Origin of the sequence: Streptomyces sp. DT2A-34 (assembly GCF_030499515.1) — a bacterium.
Classification (GTDB): Bacteria; Actinomycetota; Actinomycetes; order Streptomycetales; family Streptomycetaceae; genus Streptomyces.
In genome coordinates this window covers 10,030,780-10,050,670 of record NZ_JASTWJ010000001.1, presented here as the reverse complement: position 1 = coordinate 10,050,670, position 19,891 = coordinate 10,030,780, and the positions used below count along the sequence as shown (strand labels likewise).

The window sequence follows — 19,891 nt, the reverse complement described above, 5'->3', positions numbered from 1 at the left end:
AAGGGATGAGTCAGTCCTGGGCCGATCCCGGAATCTGCGTCGGGCCACGACGTTCGAGGGCCTCTTCGAGCTCGACGCTGATTTCGGGCGGCATCTCGCCGTCCCGGCCCCAGCGGAGAATCAGTTCCGCGACGTGGCGGAGCTTGATGTTCGTGTGCTGGGACACGTCCTTCAGTACGGCCCACCCCTGCTCCGGCGACACCCGGCCGAGTGCGACGACCATGCCGATCGCCTGGTCCACGACGGCGTGCGAGACGACCGCCTCCTTGAGCTGGTCGACTTCCTCTTGCAGCTCGAGGATCCGGTCGGTCTCGTCTGCGGGCTCGTGCGGTACGGGTGCCACGCCTCCATCCTCGCCGCTTCGCCCCCCGTGTGCCAGTGAAGCGGAGGGTCCGCCTCGGCCGTTTCGGCGCCACGCCGGAGGTAACTCGACAGGCCCCGGAGCGGATCCGGCTGGACACTGGGAGGAGACCGGTGGCCGCCGGTCGCGCGAGAGCCAGGACGCGACTGCCATGAACGACGCTGCGAGAAACCCCACGGGCACGACCGACGTCGTGTCCACACACTCCGTGTTCGGCGCACCCTGCTGGGTGAGCCTGACCAGCCGCGATCTCGAGGCCACCCACGAGTTCTACTCGGCCGTACTGGGCTGGCGCTGGCGGCCCGCCAAGCTCGGTGACCGCTTCTGGGTGGCTCTGGCCGACGGGATTCCGGTGGCCGGGGTCGCGGCGGTCGCCACGATGTGGCAGATGGCCGTCGCCTGGACGCCCTACTTCGCCGTGCCGAGCGCGGACGAGGCCGTGGCGCGCGTACAGGAGCGCGGCGGCACCTCGGCCGTCGGACCGCTCTCCCTGCCGCCCGGACGTGCGGCGCTGCTGGCCGACCGGGACGGCGCGACCTTCGGCGTCTGGGAGGGCGAGCTGCACTCCAGCTGGGAGACCTGGCGGCGCGCGGCGCCCACCTTCATCCGCCTGCACACCCGCGACGCCTTCGACGCCGCCATGTTCTACGGCGAGGTCCTGGACTGGGCGACGGAGCGGCCCGGGTGCTGCGAGGTCCGCTACGAGGGCGGGGAGGTCGTGCTGCGCAGCGGCGGCGACGTCGTGGCGCGGATCGAGTCGGGTGCGCTGGAAGCGGCGCCGGATCCGACGATCCGGCCGCACTGGCAGGTTCACTTCGCGGTCGCCGACGTGGCGGGGTGTGCGCGGGCGGCGGAGCTGCATGGGGGCAGCGTGCTGTCGAAGGGGAGCGAGGAGGCTGTGCTGCGTGATCCCGACGGGGCGCAGTTCACGGTGACGTCGCGGCGGGCCCGGTAGAGGGTGCGACTACGGGGGGCGCGGTGTGTTGGTGGTCGTCTGCGGCTGTGTTGTGGCTGCGGCTGTGTTGTGGCTGCGGCTGTGTTGTGGCTGGTCGCGCCCACGCGGCGGAGCCGCATATCGATACAGCCCCGCGCCCCTTCAGGGGCGCTGCCGAGACGGTCTCGTGAGGAGCAGTAGGCTGCGGCGCTCGACCAGGACGCGGGTGCCTGCCTTGTGTTCCGACTCGTCCGGAGGGCCCTGTGGTTCGGCCGTGTCGATCAAGGTCGTCCAGCGATCGCCGTAGGTGGCGTCCGGCAGGCGGAACTCCACCGGCTCCCAGTAGCTGTTGAGCAGAAGCAGGAACGAGTCGTCCACGACGGGCTCGCCGCACCAGTCGGGTTCGGCGATCGCGTCGCCGTTGAGGAAGGCGGCGACCGAGTGGGCGTCGGAGCGCTGCCAGTCCTCGTCGGTCATCTCGCGTCCGTCGGGGAGCAGCCACAGCAGATCGGGCAGCGGTTGTTCGGGGTGGGTGGGCGTCTCTCCCTGGAAGAAGCGGCGGCGGCGCAGGACGGGGTGGGCGGCGCGCAGCGCGATGACGTAGCGGGTGAAGCCGGCAAGGTCACGCTGGTCGTCGGTGAGCCGCCAGTCGATCCAGGAGACCTCGTTGTCCTGGCAGTAGGCGTTGTTGTTGCCGCGCTGGGTGCGGCCGAGTTCGTCGCCGTGGCCGAGCATGGGGATGCCCTGCGAGAGCAGCAGCGTGGCGATGAAGTTGCGCTGTTGGCGGGCGCGCAGTCGCAGGACGGCCGGGTCGCGGGTCTCGCCCTCGGCGCCGCAGTTCCAGGACCGGTTGTGGCTCTCGCCGTCCCGGTTGCCCTCGCCGTTGGCCTCGTTGTGCTTGTCGTTGTAGGAGACGAGGTCGCGCAGGGTGAACCCGTCGTGCGCGGTCACGAAGTTGACGCTGGCGCGCGGTCGGCGCCGGCTGTGCGCGTAGAGGTCGGAGGAGCCGGTCAGCCGGGAGGCGAACTCGCCGAGCGAACCGGGCTCGCCGCGCCAGAAGTCCCGTACGGCGTCGCGGTACTTGCCGTTCCACTCGGACCACAGCGGCGGGAAGTTGCCCACTTGGTAGCCGCCCTCCCCCACGTCCCACGGCTCGGCGATCAGCTTGACCCTGCTGATCACCGGGTCCTGCTGGATGAGGTCGAAGAACGCCGAGAGCCGGTCCACCTCGTGGAATTGGCGGGCGAGCGTGGCCGCGAGGTCGAAGCGGAAGCCGTCGACGTGCATCTCGGTCACCCAGTAGCGCAGCGAGTCCATGATCAGCTGGAGCACGTAGGGGTGGCGCATGAGCAGGCTGTTGCCGGTGCCGGTGGTGTCGTAGTAGTGCGCCCAGTCGCCGTCGACGAGGCGGTAGTACGAGGCGTTGTCGATGCCGCGGAAGGAGAGGGTGGGGCCGCGCTCGTTGCCCTCGGCGGTGTGGTTGTAGACCACGTCGAGGATCACTTCGAGGCCGGCCGCGTGCAGCGCCTTCACCATCGACTTGAACTCGTCGACCTGCTGGCCGCGGGTGCCGTGGGCGGCGTAGTCGTTGTGCGGCGCGAAGAAGCCGATCGTGTTGTAGCCCCAGTAGTTGGACAGGCCCCGGTCGAGCAGCACGCCGTCCTGGACGTACTGGTGCACCGGCATCAGCTCTACGGCGGTCACCCCGAGGTTCGTCAGGTGCTCGACGACAGCGGGGTGCGCGAGTCCGGCGTAGGTGCCGCGCAGTTCCGGCGGGACGTCGGGGTGGGTGCGGGTCAGGCCCCGTACGTGCGCCTCGTAGATGACGGTGTCGGCGTACGGCCGCCCCAGCGGACGGTCGTCGCCCCAGTCGAAGTGCGGGTCGGTCACCACGCCGAGCATGGTGTGCCCGGCGCTGTCGGCCGGGGACGGGGCGCCCGGGGTGCGTTCGAAGAGGGAGGCGTGGTTGTCCACCTGGCCGTCCACCGCCCGGCTGTACGGGTCGAGCAGCAGCTTCGCCGGGTTGCACCGGTGGCCGAGGCCGGGGTCCCAGGGGCCGTGGACGCGGTAGCCGTAGCGCTGACCGGGTCCGACGCCGGGCAGATAGCCGTGCCATACGAAGCCGTCGACCTCGGTCAGCTCTACGACGCTGTGCCGGTCCTTGTCGTCGACGAGGACGAGCTCGACGCGTTCGGCGACCTCGCTGAACAGGGCGAAGTTCGTGCCCTGTCCGTCGAAGACGGCTCCCAGCGGGTAGGGGTGCCCGCTCCAGGCCGGCACCCCTTTGCCACGTCGTCGCACGGTCACCGGGCCTCCTCCAGGACGACGTCCCGGGTGCCCGCCGCGTCGGCCACGGCGGTGACGGGCACCTCGCGGGGTACCTGAAGGGCCTCCCGCAGGTGGGGGGCGGGCGCCGTGGGCACGAGCGGGGCGCGTTCGCCGGCGCGGGCGCGCTGCGAGAACCAGATGATCTTGCTGCCTGTCTCGGTGGCGCAGCAGCCCCAGCCGTCGCTCACCGCGGCGAGGTGTTGCAGGCAGGCGCGCAGTTCGTGGTCCGGGCGCAGGGCGCGGTCGTTGTCGCCGATGGCGGTGATGAGGTGCTGGCCGTTCCACCACATCTCGATGGAGGTGTTCTTGTCCGTCGCGTGCTCGTCGATGGCCCGCAGCAGCATCTCCGTGCCGTGGCGGACGGGCTCGACAAGCGTCTCCAGGTCCCAGTACCGGAGGTGGGCGGCCAGAATTCGGCTGACCTGTCCCACCCGTTCGGGGCTGACTTCCACGTCGAGGTGGTAGTAGCAGGGCACTGCGGTCTTCACCGTCGTTACCTCCTCACCGCGAAAGCTCCCGCTCTCCTCGCCCCTGCGGGACGGGCCCCGAGCACGGAGCGTGAGCGCTGATCGCTTCTGAGTCACTCCAGGGTGGGGTTGGTACGCCATTCGTGCAACAGGAGCACACACCTGAGGTAGTTGAAGAACCAACAAGACGCTGAGTCGTCAACCATGCACCATGTGTGAAGACCTCGATGCCCGTAACGGAACCCGTGTGTGTGCGCGCACGGGTTCCGCCCGACGGTCGGGAGACGCGTCATCGAGCAGCCCGGAAGGTGAACGGCGCCATGCTGCTACCGGCCAAAGCCGAAGTCGCTCGGCAACTGCGGCGTTATCGGGCCTGGGAGCGCGCCATGCTCGCGGCCCCTGCCGACCACACGGTGCGCGCCACCTTCGAGGACGCCGGATACACCCTGTGTGTGCTGATGGGCAAGCGCTGCGCGCGTGAGGCCGCGGACGCGGCCGAACGCTATCTGCGCATCACCCTGGCGGCCTACCTCCGGGAGCAGGACGAGCGGCCCCGCTTGAGCGCCACCGCGCGCCGGGGCCCATCGAGATCACGGCGGTGGCGTTTCGTTGCCGGGAAGTAGACACCTTCCGGCGCAGCTTCGACCCCCGGCCGGGCCTGGTGCCCGGCCTCGAGCACGGCGGAGGTGAACCATGGGCAGGACCAAGACGAAGACCGGGACCAGGACCGGGACGATCGGCCGCATCCCGGTACGGGACGTACAGCCGGCCGTGGAGTGCGGCAGGCATCCGGCGAAGGCGGTCGCGGGAGAGACCTTCGAGGTCACCGCCACCGTGTTCCGGGAGGGCCATGACGCCGTGGCCGCCAATGTCGTGCTGACCGACCCGGACGGCCGTCCGGGCCCGTGGACGCCGATGCACGAGCTGGCCCCGGGCAGCGACCGCTGGGGCGCCAAGGTGACGCCGTCGTCGGTGGGCCACTGGACCTTCCGGGTGGAGGCCTGGAGCGACCCGGTGGCCACGTGGCGCCACACCGCCCGGATCAAGGTTCCGGCCGGGATCGACGTGGGGCTCGTCCTGGAGGAGGGCGGCGAGCTGTACGAGCGTGCGGCGGCCGCGGTGCCCGACGACGCGGGGCGGGCGACCGTGCTAGCCGCCGCGGAGGCGTTGCGGGACGACTCGCTGCCGCCCGCCTCACGGCTGGAGGCGGCGTTCGCGGCGAACGTGGATGCGGTGTTGGGGCGGTACCCGCTGCGGGATCTGGTCACCGCGTCGGATCCGCTGCCGCTGCTGGTGGAACGGGAACGGGCCCTGCACGGCTCCTGGTACGAGTTCTTCCCCCGCTCCGAAGGCACCCCGCAGCAGCCCCACGGCACCTTCCGCACCGCCGCGCGCCGGCTCCCGGCGATCGCCGCGATGGGCTTCGACGTCGTCTACCTCCCGCCCGTCCACCCGATCGGCACCACCTTCCGCAAGGGCCCCGACAACACCCTCTCCGCCGGCCCCGACGACGTCGGCGTGCCCTGGGCGATCGGCTCGCCCGAGGGCGGCCACGACGCCGTCCACCCCGACCTGGGCACCATCGAGGACTTCGACCACTTCGTGGCCCAGGCCGGTGAGCTGGGCCTGGAGATCGCCCTGGACTTCGCCCTGCAGTGCTCCCCCGACCACCCCTGGGTACACAAGCACCCCGAGTGGTTCCACCACCGCCCGGACGGCACGATCGCCTACGCGGAGAACCCGCCGAAGAAGTACCAGGACATCTACCCCCTCGCCTTCGACGCGGACATGGACGGCCTGATCGCCGAGACCCTGCGCGTGCTGCGGCACTGGATGGCCCACGGGGTGCGGATCTTCCGCGTGGACAACCCCCACACCAAACCGGTCGTGTTCTGGCAGAAGGTCATCGCCGACATCAACCGCACCGACCCGGACGTGATCTTCCTGGCCGAGGCGTTCACCCGCCCGGCGATGATGCACACCCTGGCCCAGATCGGCTTCCAGCAGTCCTACACCTACTTCACCTGGCGCAACACCAAGCAGGAACTCACCGAGTACCTCACCGAACTGACCGGCGAAGCAGCCGCCTACATGCGGCCGAACTTCTTCGCCAACACCCCCGACATCCTCCACGCATACCTCCAGCACGGCGCACGCCCCGCCTTCGAGGTCCGCGCCGTCCTGGCCGCCACGCTCTCCCCCACCTGGGGCATCTACAGCGGCTACGAACTGTGCGAGAACACCCCCCTGCGCGACGGCAGCGAGGAATACCTCCACTCGGAGAAGTACCAGCTCCGCCCCCGCGACTGGGAAACCGCCGAACGCGAAGGCCGCACCATCACCCCCCTGATCACCCAGCTCAACGCCATCCGAAGGAGCCACCCCGCACTCCACCGGCTCAGGAACCTCCGCTTCCACCGGACCGACAACGACGCGCTCATCGCGTACAGCAAACGCACGGGCCCGGACACCGTTCTGGTGATCGCCAACCTTGATCCCCACCACACCCAGGAGGCCACGGTCTCGTTGGACATGCCGCAACTCGGCCTGGACTGGGATGCCTCCCTGTCCGTGCTCGACGAACTGACGGGTGAGACCTACCGCTGGGGCAGGACCAACTACGTACGCCTGGAGCCCGGCAGGGCGCCCGCGCACGTGTTCCACGTCCAGGCATCACCACCCCGGATCGGAGGGTCCCCCGCGTCATGACCGTCAACGAGCCCGTGCTGGACACCTTCGAGGACACGCCTGCCAAGGATCGTGACCCGGACTGGTTCAAGCGCGCCGTCTTCTACGAGGTCCTGGTCCGCTCCTTCCAGGACAGCAACGGCGACGGCGTCGGCGACCTCAAAGGACTGACCGCCAAACTCGACTACCTGCAATGGCTCGGCGTCGACTGCCTGTGGCTGCCGCCCTTCTTCAAATCACCCCTGCGCGACGGCGGCTACGACGTCTCCGACTACACCTCCGTACTGCCCGAATTCGGTGACCTCGCCGACTTCGTCGAATTCGTCGACTCCGCCCACCAGCGGGGCATGCGGGTCATCATCGACTTCGTCATGAACCACACCAGCGACCAGCACCCGTGGTTCCAGGAATCGAGGAAAGACCCCGACGGCCCCTACGGCGACTACTACATGTGGGCCGACGACGACAAGCAGTACGCCGACGCCCGCATCATCTTCGTCGACACCGAACCCTCCAACTGGACGTACGACCCGGTCCGGGGTCAGTACTTCTTCCACCGCTTCTTCTCCCACCAGCCGGACCTCAACTACGAGAACCCGGCCGTACAGGAGGAGATTCTGGCCGCCCTCCGTTTCTGGCTGGACCTGGGAATCGACGGATTCCGGCTCGACGCCGTGCCCTACCTGTACGCGAAGGACGGCACGAACTGCGAGAACCTTCCCGCCACCCACGAGTTCCTCAAACGCGTCCGCCGCGAGATCGACGCGATGTATCCGGACACGGTCCTGCTGGCGGAGGCGAACCAGTGGCCGGAGGATGTCGTCGACTATTTCGGCGACTTCCGAAACGGTGGCGACGAATGCCACATGGCCTTCCACTTCCCCGTCATGCCGCGCATCTTCATGGCCGTACGGCGGGAATCCCGCTACCCCGTCTCGGAAATCCTCGCCAAGACCCCCGCCATTCCCTCCGGCTGCCAGTGGGGCGTCTTCCTGCGCAACCACGACGAGCTGACCCTGGAGATGGTCACCGACGAGGAACGCGACTACATGTGGGCGGAGTACGCCAAGGACCCCCGCATGCGCGCCAACATCGGAATCCGCAGGCGACTCGCCCCGCTCCTCGACAACGACCGTCATTCGATCGAGCTCTTCACCGCTCTGCTGCTCGCCCTGCCGGGCAGCCCGATCCTCTATTACGGCGACGAGATCGGCATGGGCGACAACATCTGGCTCGGCGACCGCGACGCCGTCCGCACGCCGATGCAGTGGACCCCGGACCGCAACGCCGGCTTCTCCTCCTGCGACCCGGGCCGCCTCTGCCTCCCCACGATCATGGACCCGGTCTACGGCTACCAGGTGACGAACGTCGAGGCCTCCATGGCCTCCCCGTCCTCGCTGCTGCACTGGACCCGCCGCATGATCGAGATCCGCAAGCAGAACCCGGCCTTCGGACTCGGCTCCTACACGGAACTGCAGTCCTCCAACCCGGCGGTGCTCGCCTTCCTGCGCGAGTACGAGGACGACCTCGTGCTGTGCGTGAACAACTTCGCGCGCTTCGCGCAGCCCACCGAGCTCGACCTGCGCGAGTTCAGCGGACGCCACCCGGTGGAGCTGTTCGGCGGGGTCCGTTTCCCGGCCATCGGTGAGCTGCCGTATCTGCTGACCCTCGGGGGCCACGGCTTCTACTGGTTCCGGCTCTCCCGAGTCGCATCCCGCATCGGCAGACGACTTTGAGCGTGAGCTTCGAGCGTGTGCCGAGGAAAGGACGGGTCACCATGCAGAAGACCGCATCTCCCCGACCGAGCCGTACGGTCGACGCGAGCCCCATGGCCTCGCTCGCCGGGCTGCTGCGCGAGTGGCTGCCACGGCAGCGCTGGTTCGCGGGCAAGGACCGGCCCGTCACGGAGCTGGCGCTGCTGTCGATGACGGAGCTGTTCCCGGGCTGTCTGCATCTGCTGGTGCACGCCGGTCACGGGGTCCCCGCGCCCGGTGGCGCTCCCCCGGCCGGTGACTGCTACCAGCTGCTGCTCGGCGTACGGCAGCATCTGTCGCCGCGGCTCGGCCGGGCGCTCATCGGCCGTGCGGAGGAGGGGCCGCTGGCCGGTCTGACCGTCTTCGACGCGTTGCAGGACCCCCGGTCGGCCCAGCTCCTGCTGGAGCGGCTGCGGCAGCCGGGCGCGGCCGGCCCGCTGCGCTTCGAGGCGGACCCGTCCGTGGCGCTGGCGGCGGGTCTCGTGCCGCGGCTGCTGGACGCCGAGCAGTCCAACTCCTCGCTGGTGTACGGCGACACGTACATCCTGAAGCTCTTCCGGCGCATCCAGCCGGGCGTCAACCCCGACCTGGAGCTGTCCGGCGCGCTGGCCGAGCAGGGCTGCCGTCGGGTACCGGCCCCCGTGGCCTGGTTCCGCACGACGCATCCCTGGGAGGCGACGCTCGGTGTGCTGCAGCCGTTCCTGCGGGACGCCTCCGACGGCTGGACGCTGGCGCTGGACGCCCTGGCCTCGGGTGGCGACTTCACGGCGGAGGCCCGTCAGCTGGGGCGGGCGACGGCGGAGGTGCATCTGGCGCTGGCCTCGGCCTTCCCCTCCCGGACCCCCGGCGAGAACGGGCGTACGGCGGCGGCGATGACGGAGCGCCTGGAGATCGCCGCGCACTTCGTCCCCGCGCTCCAGCCCTATGTCCCCGGCCTGCGCACCGCCTTCGGCGCCCTCGCCAGCTGCGATCCCGGGCCGCCCGCCCAGCGCATCCACGGCGACCTGCACCTCGGTCAGGTGCTGCGGGCCGGCCGGGAGTGGTTCGTCATCGACTTCGAGGGTGAACCGTCCCGCCCGCTCGCCGAGCGGCGCGGCGTCCACTCGCCGGTGCGGGACATCGCCGGCATGCTGCGCTCCTTCGACTACGCCGCCCGGCAGCGCCGCCCGTGGCGTCCGGAGTGGGCGCGCCGCTGCCGGGAGGCCTACTGCGCGGGCTATGCCGCCCTCGCCGGGTGGGACCCGCGCAAGAAGCACGGCTTGCTGCGTGCTTATGAGACCGACCGCGCCGTGTACGAGGTCCTGTACGAGGCCCGGCACCGACCCGACTGGTTGCCCGTACCGATGGCGGCGATCGAACGCCTCGCCGTGAGAGGAGCCTGACCCCATGGCCCTGCACGAGACCTCGCGCCCCGAATCGGCCGGCCCCGGCCGGCACGCCGCCGCGCCTCCCCTGGACCCCGCCGACCGCGAACGCCTGCTGTCGGGCGCCCACCACGATCCGCACGCGCTGCTCGGCGCGCATCCGGTCCCGGGTGGAATCGCCTTCCGGGCGCTGCGGCCGTTCGCGCGTGCGGTGAGCGTGGTGGTCGACGGCGAGCGCACCGGGCTCGTCTCCGAAGGAGGCGGCCTCTTCTCCGGCGTACTGCCGCTGGACGCGATCCCGGCCTACACGCTGACGGTGTCGTACGCCGAGGACGGGTCCGACGAGCGCGAGGTCCACGACCCGTACCGCTTTCTGCCCGCCCTCGGCGAGCTCGACCTCCATCTCATCCGCGAGGGCCGGCACGAGGAGCTGTGGAAGGCGCTCGGCGCCGAGCCGATGACCCACCAGGGCGTGCCGGGCACCCGCTTCACGGTGTGGGCGCCGAACGCCCAGGGGGTGCGGGTCGCCGGGGACTTCACCTGCTGGGACGGGACGGCGTTCCCGATGCGGTCCCTCGGGGCGTCCGGGGTGTGGGAGCTGTTCCTGCCGGGCATCGGCGAGGGCGCCCGGTACAAGTTCGAGATCACCTCCCGCTACGGTCACCGCTTCCTCAAGGCCGACCCGATGGCACGCCGCGCGGAGGTGCCGCCGGACACGGCGTCGATCGTGCACGCCTCGCACCACGAGTGGGGCGACGAGAGGTGGATGGCGCACCGGGGTGACGTGCCGGTGCACCGGGCTCCGTTCTCGGTCTACGAGGTTCACCTCCCGTCGTGGCGACCTGGTCTGACGTACCGTCAACTCGCCGAGGAGCTGCCGGCGTACGTCCGCGACCTCGGTTTCACCCATGTCGAGTTCATGCCGGTGGCGCAGCACCCCTTCGCCGGTTCCTGGGGCTATCAGGTCACCGGTTTCTACGCGCCAACCGCGCGGCTCGGTACGCCCGACGACTTCAAGTACCTGGTGGACGCCCTGCACCAGGCCGGCATCGGGGTGATCGTGGACTGGGTGCCGGCCCATTTCCCCAAGGACGACTGGGCGCTGGCCCGGTTCGACGGGGACCCGCTGTACGAGCCCGGGGACTCGCGGCGTGCCGAGCACCCGGACTGGGGGACGTTCGAGTTCGACTACGGACGTACCGAGGTGCGCAACTTCCTCGTCGCCAACGCCACGTACTGGTGCGAGGAGTTCCACATCGACGGGCTCCGGGTGGACGCCGTCGCCTCCATGCTCTACCTCGACTACTCGCGGGACTCCGGGCAGTGGGCGCCCAACGCCTTCGGCGGCCGGGAGGACCTGGACGCGATGGCGTTCCTGCAGGAGATGAACGCGACCGTGTACCGGCGCAACCCCGGGGTCGTCACGATCGCGGAGGAGTCGACCGCCTGGGGCGGGGTGACCCGGCCCACCGACAGCGGCGGACTGGGGTTCGGCCTGAAGTGGAACATGGGCTGGATGCACGACTCGCTCCAGTACATCGCCAAGGAGCCGATCCACCGCAAGTACCACCACAACGAGATGACCTTCTCGATGGTGTACGCGTACAGCGAGAACTACGTCCTGCCGATCTCCCACGACGAGGTGGTGCACGGCAAGCAGGCGCTGGTCTCCAAGATGCCCGGCGACTGGTGGCAGCGACGCGCCAACCACCGCGCGTACCTGGGCTTCATGTGGGCCCACCCCGGCAAGCAACTCCTCTTCATGGGGCAGGAGTTCGCCCAGGGCGCGGAGTGGTCGGAGGCGCACGGTCCCGAGTGGTGGCTGCTGGATCCCGGGTACGCGTCGGCGGGTGACCATCGGGGCGTGCGGGACCTGGTCCGCGACCTGAACACGTTCTACCGGGCGACGCCTGCCCTGTGGGAGCGGGACACCGACCCCGCCGGCTTCCAGTGGGTGCTCGGCGACGCCGCCGATGACAACGTCTTCGCCTTCCTCCGGTTCGGCGCCGACGGCGACGTCCTGCTCGCCGTCTCCAACTTCTCCCCCGTCGTCCGTCACGACTACCGCCTGTGGGTGCCGGACCACATCGACGCCTGGCAGGAGACCCTCAACACCGACGCCGCGCATTACGGCGGCAGCGGCGTCACCAACCCCGACCCCCTCAAGCCGGAGGACGGGCACATTCGGCTGACGTTGCCTCCGCTCGCCACGGTGTGGCTGTCGCCCTGATCGAGCCGGGATCACCGAACGGGGTCGATTGTCAGTTCTCGACACCATGCGCTCTCAGCTGGGCTAGATTCGGGCAGCGCCGATAACAGTACTCATCGGTGACGTCACACCCGGTACGCATCAGGAGCAGCGCATGCGCGATCCCGGCCTCGCTCCCCCGACCGTCGCACCCCTGACCGGTGGGCTCGCCGACAGCGTCTTCGAGACGGCGGCCCTCGATCCCACACTGCCGATGCTCGCGCGCCGCCCCGCCCCCTCCTCCACCACCTGGGAGGAGGTGACCGCAGCGGAACTGCGCGACGAAGTGACCGATCTGGCCAAGGGGCTGATCGCGTCCGGGATCTCGCCGGGGCACCGCGTGGCCATCATGGCGCGCACGCGTTACGAGTGGACGGTGCTCAGTTACGCGCTGTGGACGGTGGGCGCCGAGGCGGTCCCGATCTATCCGACGTCGTCGCGCGACCAGGTCGAGTGGATGCTGCGGGACGCCGAGTGCGTGGCCGTCGTCGTCGAGGACGAGCAGGCGATCATGACGGTCGGCTCCGTGTGCGGATCGCTGCCGCGGCTGCGCCATGTCTGGCAGTTGGACGCGGGAGGGCTGCAGCAACTCGTGGAGCGGGGCGAGTTCGTTCCGCTGGCGACGGTCGAGTCACTGCGCCGGATCGTGCTGCCGGACTCCACCGCGGTCATCGCCTATACCTCCGGCACGACGGGCCGGCCCTTGGGCTGCGCGCTCAGTCACCGGAATCTGGCGAGCACATGCGACACGCTCCTGGCGGGCTGGGGCCACAAGGTGGTGCCCCCGGGAGAGCAGGCGTCCGTTCTCGCCTTCCTGCCCTTCTCCCATGTGTACGGCCTCCTGGTGCAGACCCTGTGCATCCGCGGCGGCATGCTGATGGGCCACGAACCCGATCTGAGCGAGAAAGCACTGTCGGTTGCCCTGCGCGCCTTCAAGCCCACCTACTTCTGCGCCGTGCCGTCGATCTTCGAGAAGATCTACAAGAACGCCCTGCGCACGGCCCAACAGGCGGGCCGGGGAGCGCTGTTCGAGCGGGCCGCCGACACCGCGCGGGACTTCGCCGCGGCCCTGGAACGTCAGCGGCTGGGCGGGGGGCCGCGGCCAGGCTTCGATCTGCGGCTGCAACATGCCCTGTACGAGCGGACGGTGTACCGCAAGTTCCGCGCCGCGCTGGGCGGCAGGGTGATGCTTGCGACGTCCGGCGGCTCGCCCCTGAACCGTGAGCTTTCCCTCTTCTACGAGGGCGTCGGCATCTACGTGAACGACGCGTACGGGCTCACGGAGGCCAGCGGCGGGGTCACGGCGCCGCCGGTGGGCCGGGAGATGTCGGGGACGGTCGGGCAGGCGCTGCCCGGCATGGACATCCGGTTGGCCGACGACGGGGAGATCCTGGTGCGGGGGCCATCGGTGTTCCAGGGCTACATCAACGACGAGGCCGCGACGCGGGCAGCGCTGCGCGGCGGCTGGCTGGCCACCGGGGACCTCGGGCGGCTGGACTCCGACGGCTATCTGACGATCACGGGGCGCAAGAAGGACGTCATCGTCACGAGCAGCGGTAAGAACGTCTCCCCGGCGCTCCTGGAGCAGCGGCTCAGGATGCATCCGCTGGTGCATCAGGCGGTGGTAGTGGGCGACAACCGGCCGTGCGTCGGGGCGCTGATCACGCTGGACCCCGACTTCCTGGCCTACTGGCGCGAGGGCCTCGCGGTGCGCAGCGACGCGCGGGCCCGGGAGGCGCGGGAGGAGAACGCGCTGCGGGAGGAGCTCGCCCGGGCCGTGGCGGCCGCCAACAGCGCGGTGTCGCGCCCTGAGTCCATCCGGGTGTTCCGGGTGCTGCCGGAGCCGTTCGACGTGGCCAGCGGCTTGCTGACACCGTCGATGAAGCTGCGCCGGGACGCGATCGTGCGGCACTACGCGCTGCAGATCGACGCGATGTACCGGGCCCGCTCGCGCGCGCCCCGGGAGCACGTGGTGGACGAGCCGGCGCACTGGGACGACGCGGACAACGTCTTCCGCTGAGTGCCGAGTGCCGAGCGCTCAGCGCTGAGCGCGCCTACTCGCCGGTGGTCAGCCGTACGACATTCGACTGCTCGCCGAGGACGAAGGCACGGACGCGGTAGGCGGCGTGCCGTTCGCCGGGCAGGGGGACGAATTCGGTGGCCTCGGTGTTCGGGGCGAGGACGGCGACCGGGTCGTACCGGTCGCTGTTCTTCTTGCGGAGCTCCAGGAGAAAGCCGTCCTCGTCGGCCGAGTTGTCGCTCCAGGTGAAGCGGATGCTGTCCGGTCGGTCGACCCGGACCGGCCGGACGGTGGGGCCCCGGTAGGACCGCAGCCGGTAGTGGAAGGTGGTGTGCGGCATGAGGTCGGGGGGGCGGTAGCGCGTCACCTGGGGGGCGAGGTACCGCAGGACGGTGTAGGGGCCGGCCTCCTCGGTCGCGAACTCCAGGACGTGGCCCGCGACCGAGGGCCGGGTGTCCTGCCAGTCGAGGTCGAGGTCCGTGGGTGTCGTGAGGACACCTCGCAGTGGCTGTTCGGTGTCGCCGGTGCCGGCCGTGCAGGCCGACAGCGCCAGGATCAGCGCCGCCGGCGCCGCGATGCGCGCCTTTCCTCGCATACGGCGGCCGCTACTTGCGCCAGAAGCGGATGTCGCTCCACTCCACGGTGGCCTGCCCGCTGCCGCTGTTGGTGCGGTAGGCGCCGAACTTGTCGTAGAAGCTGCCGCCCGGGCTGGCGTAGGTGTGCTTGAGCGAGCCGTTGATGTAGGTGCGGTGCTCGACGCCGACCTGGTGGACCGTGTTGACGCGGACGGTCGCGCCGACGGTCCCGGCGCCCGAGAGCGTGGCGCCGCCGTGCACCGCGTACAGCCTGCCGCCGCGCTCGACGGCGAGCATGAAGTACGGGCCGGAGGCCGACTCGTTGAAGGTCTGCTTGAGGCTGATCCGGGTGCCGCTGAGGCTGGTGATGCGGAAGTAGCCCTCGAACTGGCGCGTTCCGCCGGTGTAGGTGGCGTAGCGCCGTTCAGCCCGTTGATCGCCGCTCGCGGTGGAGCAGGTGAGCCGGAACGTCAGGCCCTCGACCTGGCCGCAGCCGCGCTCCTGCACGGAGTATCCGGGTGACACCGACTGCCAGCCGCCGGGCTCGACTTCGGCGAAGGCCTGTGGGGCGGCGAGCAGCGATGTGGCGCACAGCGCCGAGGTGAAGGTGAAGGTGCGCAGGGTTGCGAGCATCCTGACTCCTGTCCGAGGTGGGGGTGGGCCGCACGTCACGCACACCGGTCACGCACATCGGTCCGCGCATCGGTCGCATACATGAACCGCGCCCCCTGGCTTGGACGAGCGACTGGGACGTTAGGTCCAGACCAATAAACCGTCAAGAGATCACGCGTACATGTCTTTCGCTTCCGAACCGGTGTGCCCCCGCGCAGGTTGGGGCAAGGTGGCTGTCGACGGGTTCATCTGCCTGCCGCACCCGGCTGGCGGAGCGGTCGGTGGCGCGGTGGGATCGATGCGTGCGAAGCAGCGATCCAGGGGCAGGCGAACGACGTCAGGCAGACCGCCTGGAGCCGCAGAAGGGAACATCACCGTGACACGACCCAGGATCCTGGTGGTTGGCGCAGGCTTCGCCGGAGTCGGCTGCGTTCGCAGGCTGGAACGCAAACTCTCCCCCGACGAGGCCGAGATCACCTTGGTGACGCCGTCCTCCTACCAGCTCTACCTGCCGCTTCTGCCCCAGGTCGCCTCCGGCGTCCTGACGCCCCAGTCGATCGCCCTGTCGCTGCGTCGCAGCCGCAAGTACCGCACCCGGATCATCCCGGGCGGCGCCGTCGGCGTGGACCTCGCGGCCAAGGTCTGCGTCATCCGCACCATCACCGACGAGGTCGTCAACGAGCCGTACGACTACATCGTGCTGGCCCCCGGGAGCATCACCCGCACGTTCGACATCCCGGGGCTCACCGACCACGCGTACGGCATGAAGACGCTCGCGGAGGCCGCCTACCTCCGCGACCACGTCATCTCCCAGCTGGACCTCGCCGACGCCAGCCACGATCCGGCCGAGCGCGCCGCACGGCTGCAGTTCGTGGTGGTCGGCGGCGGCTACGCGGGCACCGAGACCGCCGCGTGCCTGCAGCAGCTGACCCACAACGCGGTCAAGCGCTATCCGCGGCTCGACCCGAAGCTGATCAGGTGGCATCTGATCGACATCGCGCCGAGGCTGATGCCCGAGCTCGGCGAGAAGCTGGGCAGTGCCGCCCAGGAGATCCTGCGCAGGCGTGGCATCGAGATCTCCCTGGGCGTGTCCATCGCGAAGGCGGGTCCCGACGAGGTCACCTTCACCGACGGCCGCGTCGTCCCCACCCGGACCCTGATCTGGACCGCCGGTGTCGTCGCCAGTCCGCTGATCGGCACGCTCGGCGCGGAGACGGTCCGGGGGCGGCTCGCGGTCACGGCCGAGATGAACCTGCCGGGCCACGACGGGGTGTTCGCCCTCGGCGACGCCGCCGCGGTGCCCGACGTGGCCAAGGGCGAGGAGGGCGCCGTCTGCCCGCCCACCGCACAGCACGCGATGCGCCAGGGCAAGGTCGTCGCCGACAACGTCATCGCGGCCCTGCGCAACCAGCCGCTGCGGCCGTACGAGCACAAGGACCTCGGTCTGGTCGTCGACCTCGGCGGTCGCGACGCCGTCTCCAAGCCCCTCGGCGTCGAGCTGAAGGGCCTGCCCGCCCTCGCCGTCGCCCGCGGCTACCACTGGTCGGCGCTGCGCACCAACGTCGCCAAGACCCGCGTCATGACGAACTGGCTGCTCAACGCCGTCGCCGGGGACGATTTCGTGCGCACCGGGTTCCAGTCCCGCAGTCCGGCCAAGCTCAAGGACTTCGAGTTCGTGGACGCGTATCTGACGCCGGAGCAGCTGCGGGCGCAGGTCGCCGGGAAGGGCGGCGCCGAGGGGACGGACGGGTGAGGTGACGGCCGCGGCCAAGCTGCGGTCGACGGCGTGAACGGGGAAAGAGCGGGAGAGAGTACGGCGGCGTGAGGGCAGTGGGACGGCCGGTGCGGGCGCGACTGCGGGACCGTGTCGCGGCGTCGGACCCCGGACTGCTGCGGCTTACCGCCGGGCTGCGCACGGCCGGCGCGATCGCCCTCGCGGTCGCCGTGCTCGCCCTGCTGGGGACCGATGTGACCCACCTGGTGGCGGGGGCGCTGGCGGCGATGGTCGCCACCTTCGCCATCCGGGAGAAGCAGCGCGGGCAGCAGGCCGTCACACTCGCCCTGGGCCTGCCGGTGGCGCTGGCGTCCATGACGCTGGCTGCGGCTCTGCACAGCCGTGTCGTGGCCGGGGACCTCGTCTTCGTCGCGCTCATCTTCTGTGCCGTCTACGGCCGCAGATTCGGCGACCGCGGCACCGCGCTCGGCCTGATCGGCTTCCAGATCTACTTCATGTCCCTGTTCGTCGGCGCCACCGTCTCCGCTCTGCCCGAGCTCTACGGCGCGGTCGCCGTGGCCTTCGCGTGCAGCGCGCTGGTGCGGTTCGCCGTCGTCCCCGAGACGCCGACGGGGGTGCTCGCGCGCCTGCGCGGGGCCTTCCGCGCCCGCCTGGCGCAGCTGCTGTCCGCGCAGCTCGACCTGCTGGACGCCGGTCCGCAGGAGGCGGACCGGGCGCTGGAGCGCGTGCGCGGGGGCACGGCGCGTCTGCATGAGACGGCGTTGCTGATCCAGGGCCGGCTGGCGGAGGGGACCACCGACGAGGCCGTGGCGCGGCTGGTCCAACGGCGTGTCGCGGACGCCGAGATCGCCGCCGAGCGACTGGGGCTGTCGCTGCTGGCCGCACGCGGCGCCGAGCGGGCGGACACGCTGGCCCTGCACCTGCCGGGAGCGCCCTTCCCCCCGGGCGGCCGGCTGCCCGTACGGGACGAGGGGACTGCCGCGCTGCGCCGTGACCTCCAGGCGCTGCGCCTGCTCGTCCTGCGTCCGGTCGGCCAGGCCACCGGCACCGCGCTGTCCCGCGTCCGCAACCGGCTCCTCGGCTACCGCGACGAGGAGAATCTGCCCGACGCCTCCCCCGCCGTGCAGGACGCCTTCCGGGCCGTCGGCGAGGCCGCCCGCGCGGTCCTCGGGCTGCGGATCGCCCTCGGCGGGCCCCGGGACGAGTCCGACGACACCCCGGCCACGGCCCGTTCGCGCGAGGAACTGGACGCGGAGGACGCCGTGCTCGACGCCGACGCGGAGGACGCCCCGGAACAGGCCACCGGGCTGCGACGGCCCACCACACGTGCCGCCGTGCAGGTGGCCGTCGGGTCGACGCTGGCCATCATCGGCGGCGAGCTGCTGTCCCGCGACCGCTGGTACTGGGCGGTGCTGACCTGCTGGATCGTGTTCCTCAACACCGCGTCCACGGGCGAGATCCTGGTCAAGGGCTACCGCCGCCTGCTGGGCACCGTGCTCGGCGTCCTGGCCGGCATCGTGCTGGCGGGTGCCGTCGGGCGGCACACCTGGACGGCGTTCGCGCTGGTGCTGCTGTTCGTGTTCGCGATGTTCTACTCGGCACCGCTGTCCTACACGCTGGTGTCGTTCTTCGTCACCGCGGCGCTCGGGCTGCTCTACACCCTGCTGCACACCTACAGCCTCGCGGTGCTCGTGCTGCGCATCGAGGAGACGGCGCTCGGCGCCGCCTGCGGGGTGATCGCGGCCGCACTGGTCCTGCCGGTGCGGACGGACCGCCGTACGAACGAACTCCTCGCCACCGTCCTCGAACGGCTCGGCGACGTCACCCGCAGCGCCGTCGAGCAGCTCAGCGGCGGGCCGCCCGTCGACCTGCTCGACCAGGCACGCGACCTGGACCAGGCGCTGGCCGATCTGCGCGCGGCCACCCGGCCCCTCACCCATCCGGTGACGCCCCTGCGGGCCCGCCGGGAGACCGCGCGCTACGTCGTCGCACTGCTGGAGACGTGCGCGTACCACGCGCGTGCGCTGGCCGCGACCGCCGAACTGCTGCCCACCCACCCCTCGATCGCGGCGGACCCCCGGCTGCGCCGGGCCGCGGGGCGCATCGCGCACAACATCGAGGCGATCGCCGCTCATGTCACCGACGAACACGCCACGGACGGGATCGAGACGGGCCCGAGTATCGCCTCGCTCCTCGGCCGGACCGCCTCCGGCGCACCGCGCTACGGCCGGGTCACCGACCGTGTCCTGCGGCATCTGCAGCGCCTCGACGAGGGTGTGGCCGGTCTGGCCCGTCCTCTGGGGGTGCCCGTGAAGGCATCGGACGGATGACTGCTCATCGGCCTATACCGGGCCGATACGGGGGTACGCGGATGACATGACCGATGTCGTGGACTCAGACGAACTGTTGCGGCGGATGCAGCGCGCCAGGGCCTGTGCCCGGCAGGAGGAGCGGACGTGGCGGGCGAGGAGCGAGCAGTTGCGGTCGGCCGACCCCGACGGGGCTCGTGACGCCGCCGTACGGACGCTGGCCTACGAGGCCGTGGTCACGGTGCTGGAGGAGATCCTGACGCCGGGCAAGCACTCCGAGCGAACCTGAAACCTGGATCGGAGTGAAACCGGTCACTTACCCCGGTCTCGGCTACGCAGAATCCCCTTAGATGGTTTACGGTTCATACATACGTGGTCACGGGGTAGACCGCAATCGTCCCCCGCGCACCACCACCTACGGCCCTGGCTGGTCTCCCCCGTCCAGCCAGGGCTTTTTAATGCCCTCCGCGACCTGCCCGCGCGGACTCCCGGCCGA

At 70.6% G+C, this 19,891-nt stretch carries 15 protein-coding genes; 10 read left to right on the top strand and 5 right to left on the bottom strand.

The window, feature by feature from the left end; translation table 11 throughout:
- Window positions 1-10: 10 nt before the first annotated feature.
- Window positions 11-343: an ANTAR domain-containing protein gene (locus QQM39_RS44895; RefSeq protein WP_302003326.1), complete on the bottom strand. Its 333-nt coding sequence runs from the start codon at window positions 341-343 to the stop codon at window positions 11-13.
- Window positions 344-512: 169 nt separating this feature from the next.
- Between QQM39_RS44895 and QQM39_RS44890 the strand changes: the two genes are divergently transcribed.
- Window positions 513-1,316 carry a VOC family protein gene (locus QQM39_RS44890; protein ID WP_302003325.1) on the top strand — a complete coding sequence of 268 codons (804 nt, stop codon included), beginning with the start codon at window positions 513-515 and terminating at the stop codon, window positions 1,314-1,316.
- A gap of 141 nt (window positions 1,317-1,457) precedes the next feature.
- On the opposite strand, the gene glgX is transcribed toward QQM39_RS44890, so the two are convergent.
- Together glgX and QQM39_RS44880 are read right to left on the bottom strand one after the other, a co-directional pair.
- Window positions 1,458-3,602 carry a glycogen debranching protein GlgX gene (gene glgX, locus QQM39_RS44885; protein WP_302003323.1) on the bottom strand — a complete coding sequence of 715 codons (2,145 nt, stop codon included), beginning with the start codon at window positions 3,600-3,602 and terminating at the stop codon, window positions 1,458-1,460.
- Complete coding sequence (locus QQM39_RS44880) at window positions 3,599-4,111, bottom strand: pep a2 (protein ID WP_302003321.1); 513 nt, start codon at window positions 4,109-4,111, stop codon at window positions 3,599-3,601. The genes glgX and QQM39_RS44880 overlap by 4 nt, the downstream gene beginning before the upstream one ends.
- A 299-nt stretch (window positions 4,112-4,410) precedes the next feature.
- Here QQM39_RS44880 and QQM39_RS44875 point away from each other — a divergent pair, with 299 nt between their 5' ends.
- The 6 genes from QQM39_RS44875 (at window position 4,411) to QQM39_RS44850 (ending at window position 14,164) form a co-directional block, all read left to right on the top strand.
- Window positions 4,411-4,713 (top strand): DUF5133 domain-containing protein, encoded by a 303-nt coding sequence (locus tag QQM39_RS44875; RefSeq protein WP_302003320.1) that lies wholly within the window; start codon window positions 4,411-4,413, stop codon window positions 4,711-4,713.
- Between the two features lie 70 nt (window positions 4,714-4,783).
- Window positions 4,784-6,799, top strand: a complete 2,016-nt coding sequence (locus QQM39_RS44870) for an alpha-1,4-glucan--maltose-1-phosphate maltosyltransferase (RefSeq protein WP_302003319.1) — start codon at window positions 4,784-4,786, stop codon at window positions 6,797-6,799.
- Window positions 6,796-8,514, top strand: a complete 1,719-nt coding sequence (gene treS, locus QQM39_RS44865) for a maltose alpha-D-glucosyltransferase (protein WP_302003317.1) — start codon at window positions 6,796-6,798, stop codon at window positions 8,512-8,514. The genes QQM39_RS44870 and treS overlap by 4 nt, the downstream gene beginning before the upstream one ends.
- 41 nt (window positions 8,515-8,555) lie before the next feature.
- Entirely contained in the window at window positions 8,556-9,914 is a 1,359-nt protein-coding gene (locus tag QQM39_RS44860) for a maltokinase (protein ID WP_302003316.1), read from the top strand.
- Window positions 9,915-9,918: 4 nt separating this feature from the next.
- Window positions 9,919-12,126: a 1,4-alpha-glucan branching enzyme gene (gene glgB, locus QQM39_RS44855; protein WP_302003315.1), complete on the top strand. Its 2,208-nt coding sequence runs from the start codon at window positions 9,919-9,921 to the stop codon at window positions 12,124-12,126.
- Window positions 12,127-12,259: 133 nt separating this feature from the next.
- Window positions 12,260-14,164 carry a long-chain fatty acid--CoA ligase gene (locus QQM39_RS44850; protein WP_302003314.1) on the top strand — a complete coding sequence of 635 codons (1,905 nt, stop codon included), beginning with the start codon at window positions 12,260-12,262 and terminating at the stop codon, window positions 14,162-14,164.
- Window positions 14,165-14,198: 34 nt separating this feature from the next.
- Here the strand turns inward: QQM39_RS44850 and QQM39_RS44845 are convergent, their stop codons facing one another.
- Together QQM39_RS44845 and QQM39_RS44840 are read right to left on the bottom strand one after the other, a co-directional pair.
- Entirely contained in the window at window positions 14,199-14,759 is a 561-nt protein-coding gene (locus QQM39_RS44845; RefSeq protein WP_302003313.1) for a hypothetical protein, read from the bottom strand.
- A 10-nt stretch (window positions 14,760-14,769) separates the two neighbouring features.
- A complete protein-coding gene (locus QQM39_RS44840; RefSeq protein ID WP_302003312.1) occupies window positions 14,770-15,372 on the bottom strand; it encodes a hypothetical protein in 603 nt (200 codons plus the stop codon).
- 349 nt (window positions 15,373-15,721) lie between these two features.
- Between QQM39_RS44840 and QQM39_RS44835 the strand changes: the two genes are divergently transcribed.
- The 3 genes from QQM39_RS44835 (at window position 15,722) to QQM39_RS44825 (ending at window position 19,684) form a co-directional block, all read left to right on the top strand.
- Window positions 15,722-17,104, top strand: coding sequence for an NAD(P)/FAD-dependent oxidoreductase (locus QQM39_RS44835; protein ID WP_302003938.1), 1,383 nt, complete (start codon window positions 15,722-15,724; stop codon window positions 17,102-17,104).
- Between the two features lie 68 nt (window positions 17,105-17,172).
- Window positions 17,173-19,416: an FUSC family protein gene (locus tag QQM39_RS44830; protein ID WP_302003311.1), complete on the top strand. Its 2,244-nt coding sequence runs from the start codon at window positions 17,173-17,175 to the stop codon at window positions 19,414-19,416.
- Window positions 19,417-19,462: 46 nt separating this feature from the next.
- Window positions 19,463-19,684 (top strand): hypothetical protein, encoded by a 222-nt coding sequence (locus QQM39_RS44825; protein ID WP_302003310.1) that lies wholly within the window; start codon window positions 19,463-19,465, stop codon window positions 19,682-19,684.
- The last annotated feature ends 207 nt before the right edge of the window (window positions 19,685-19,891 follow it).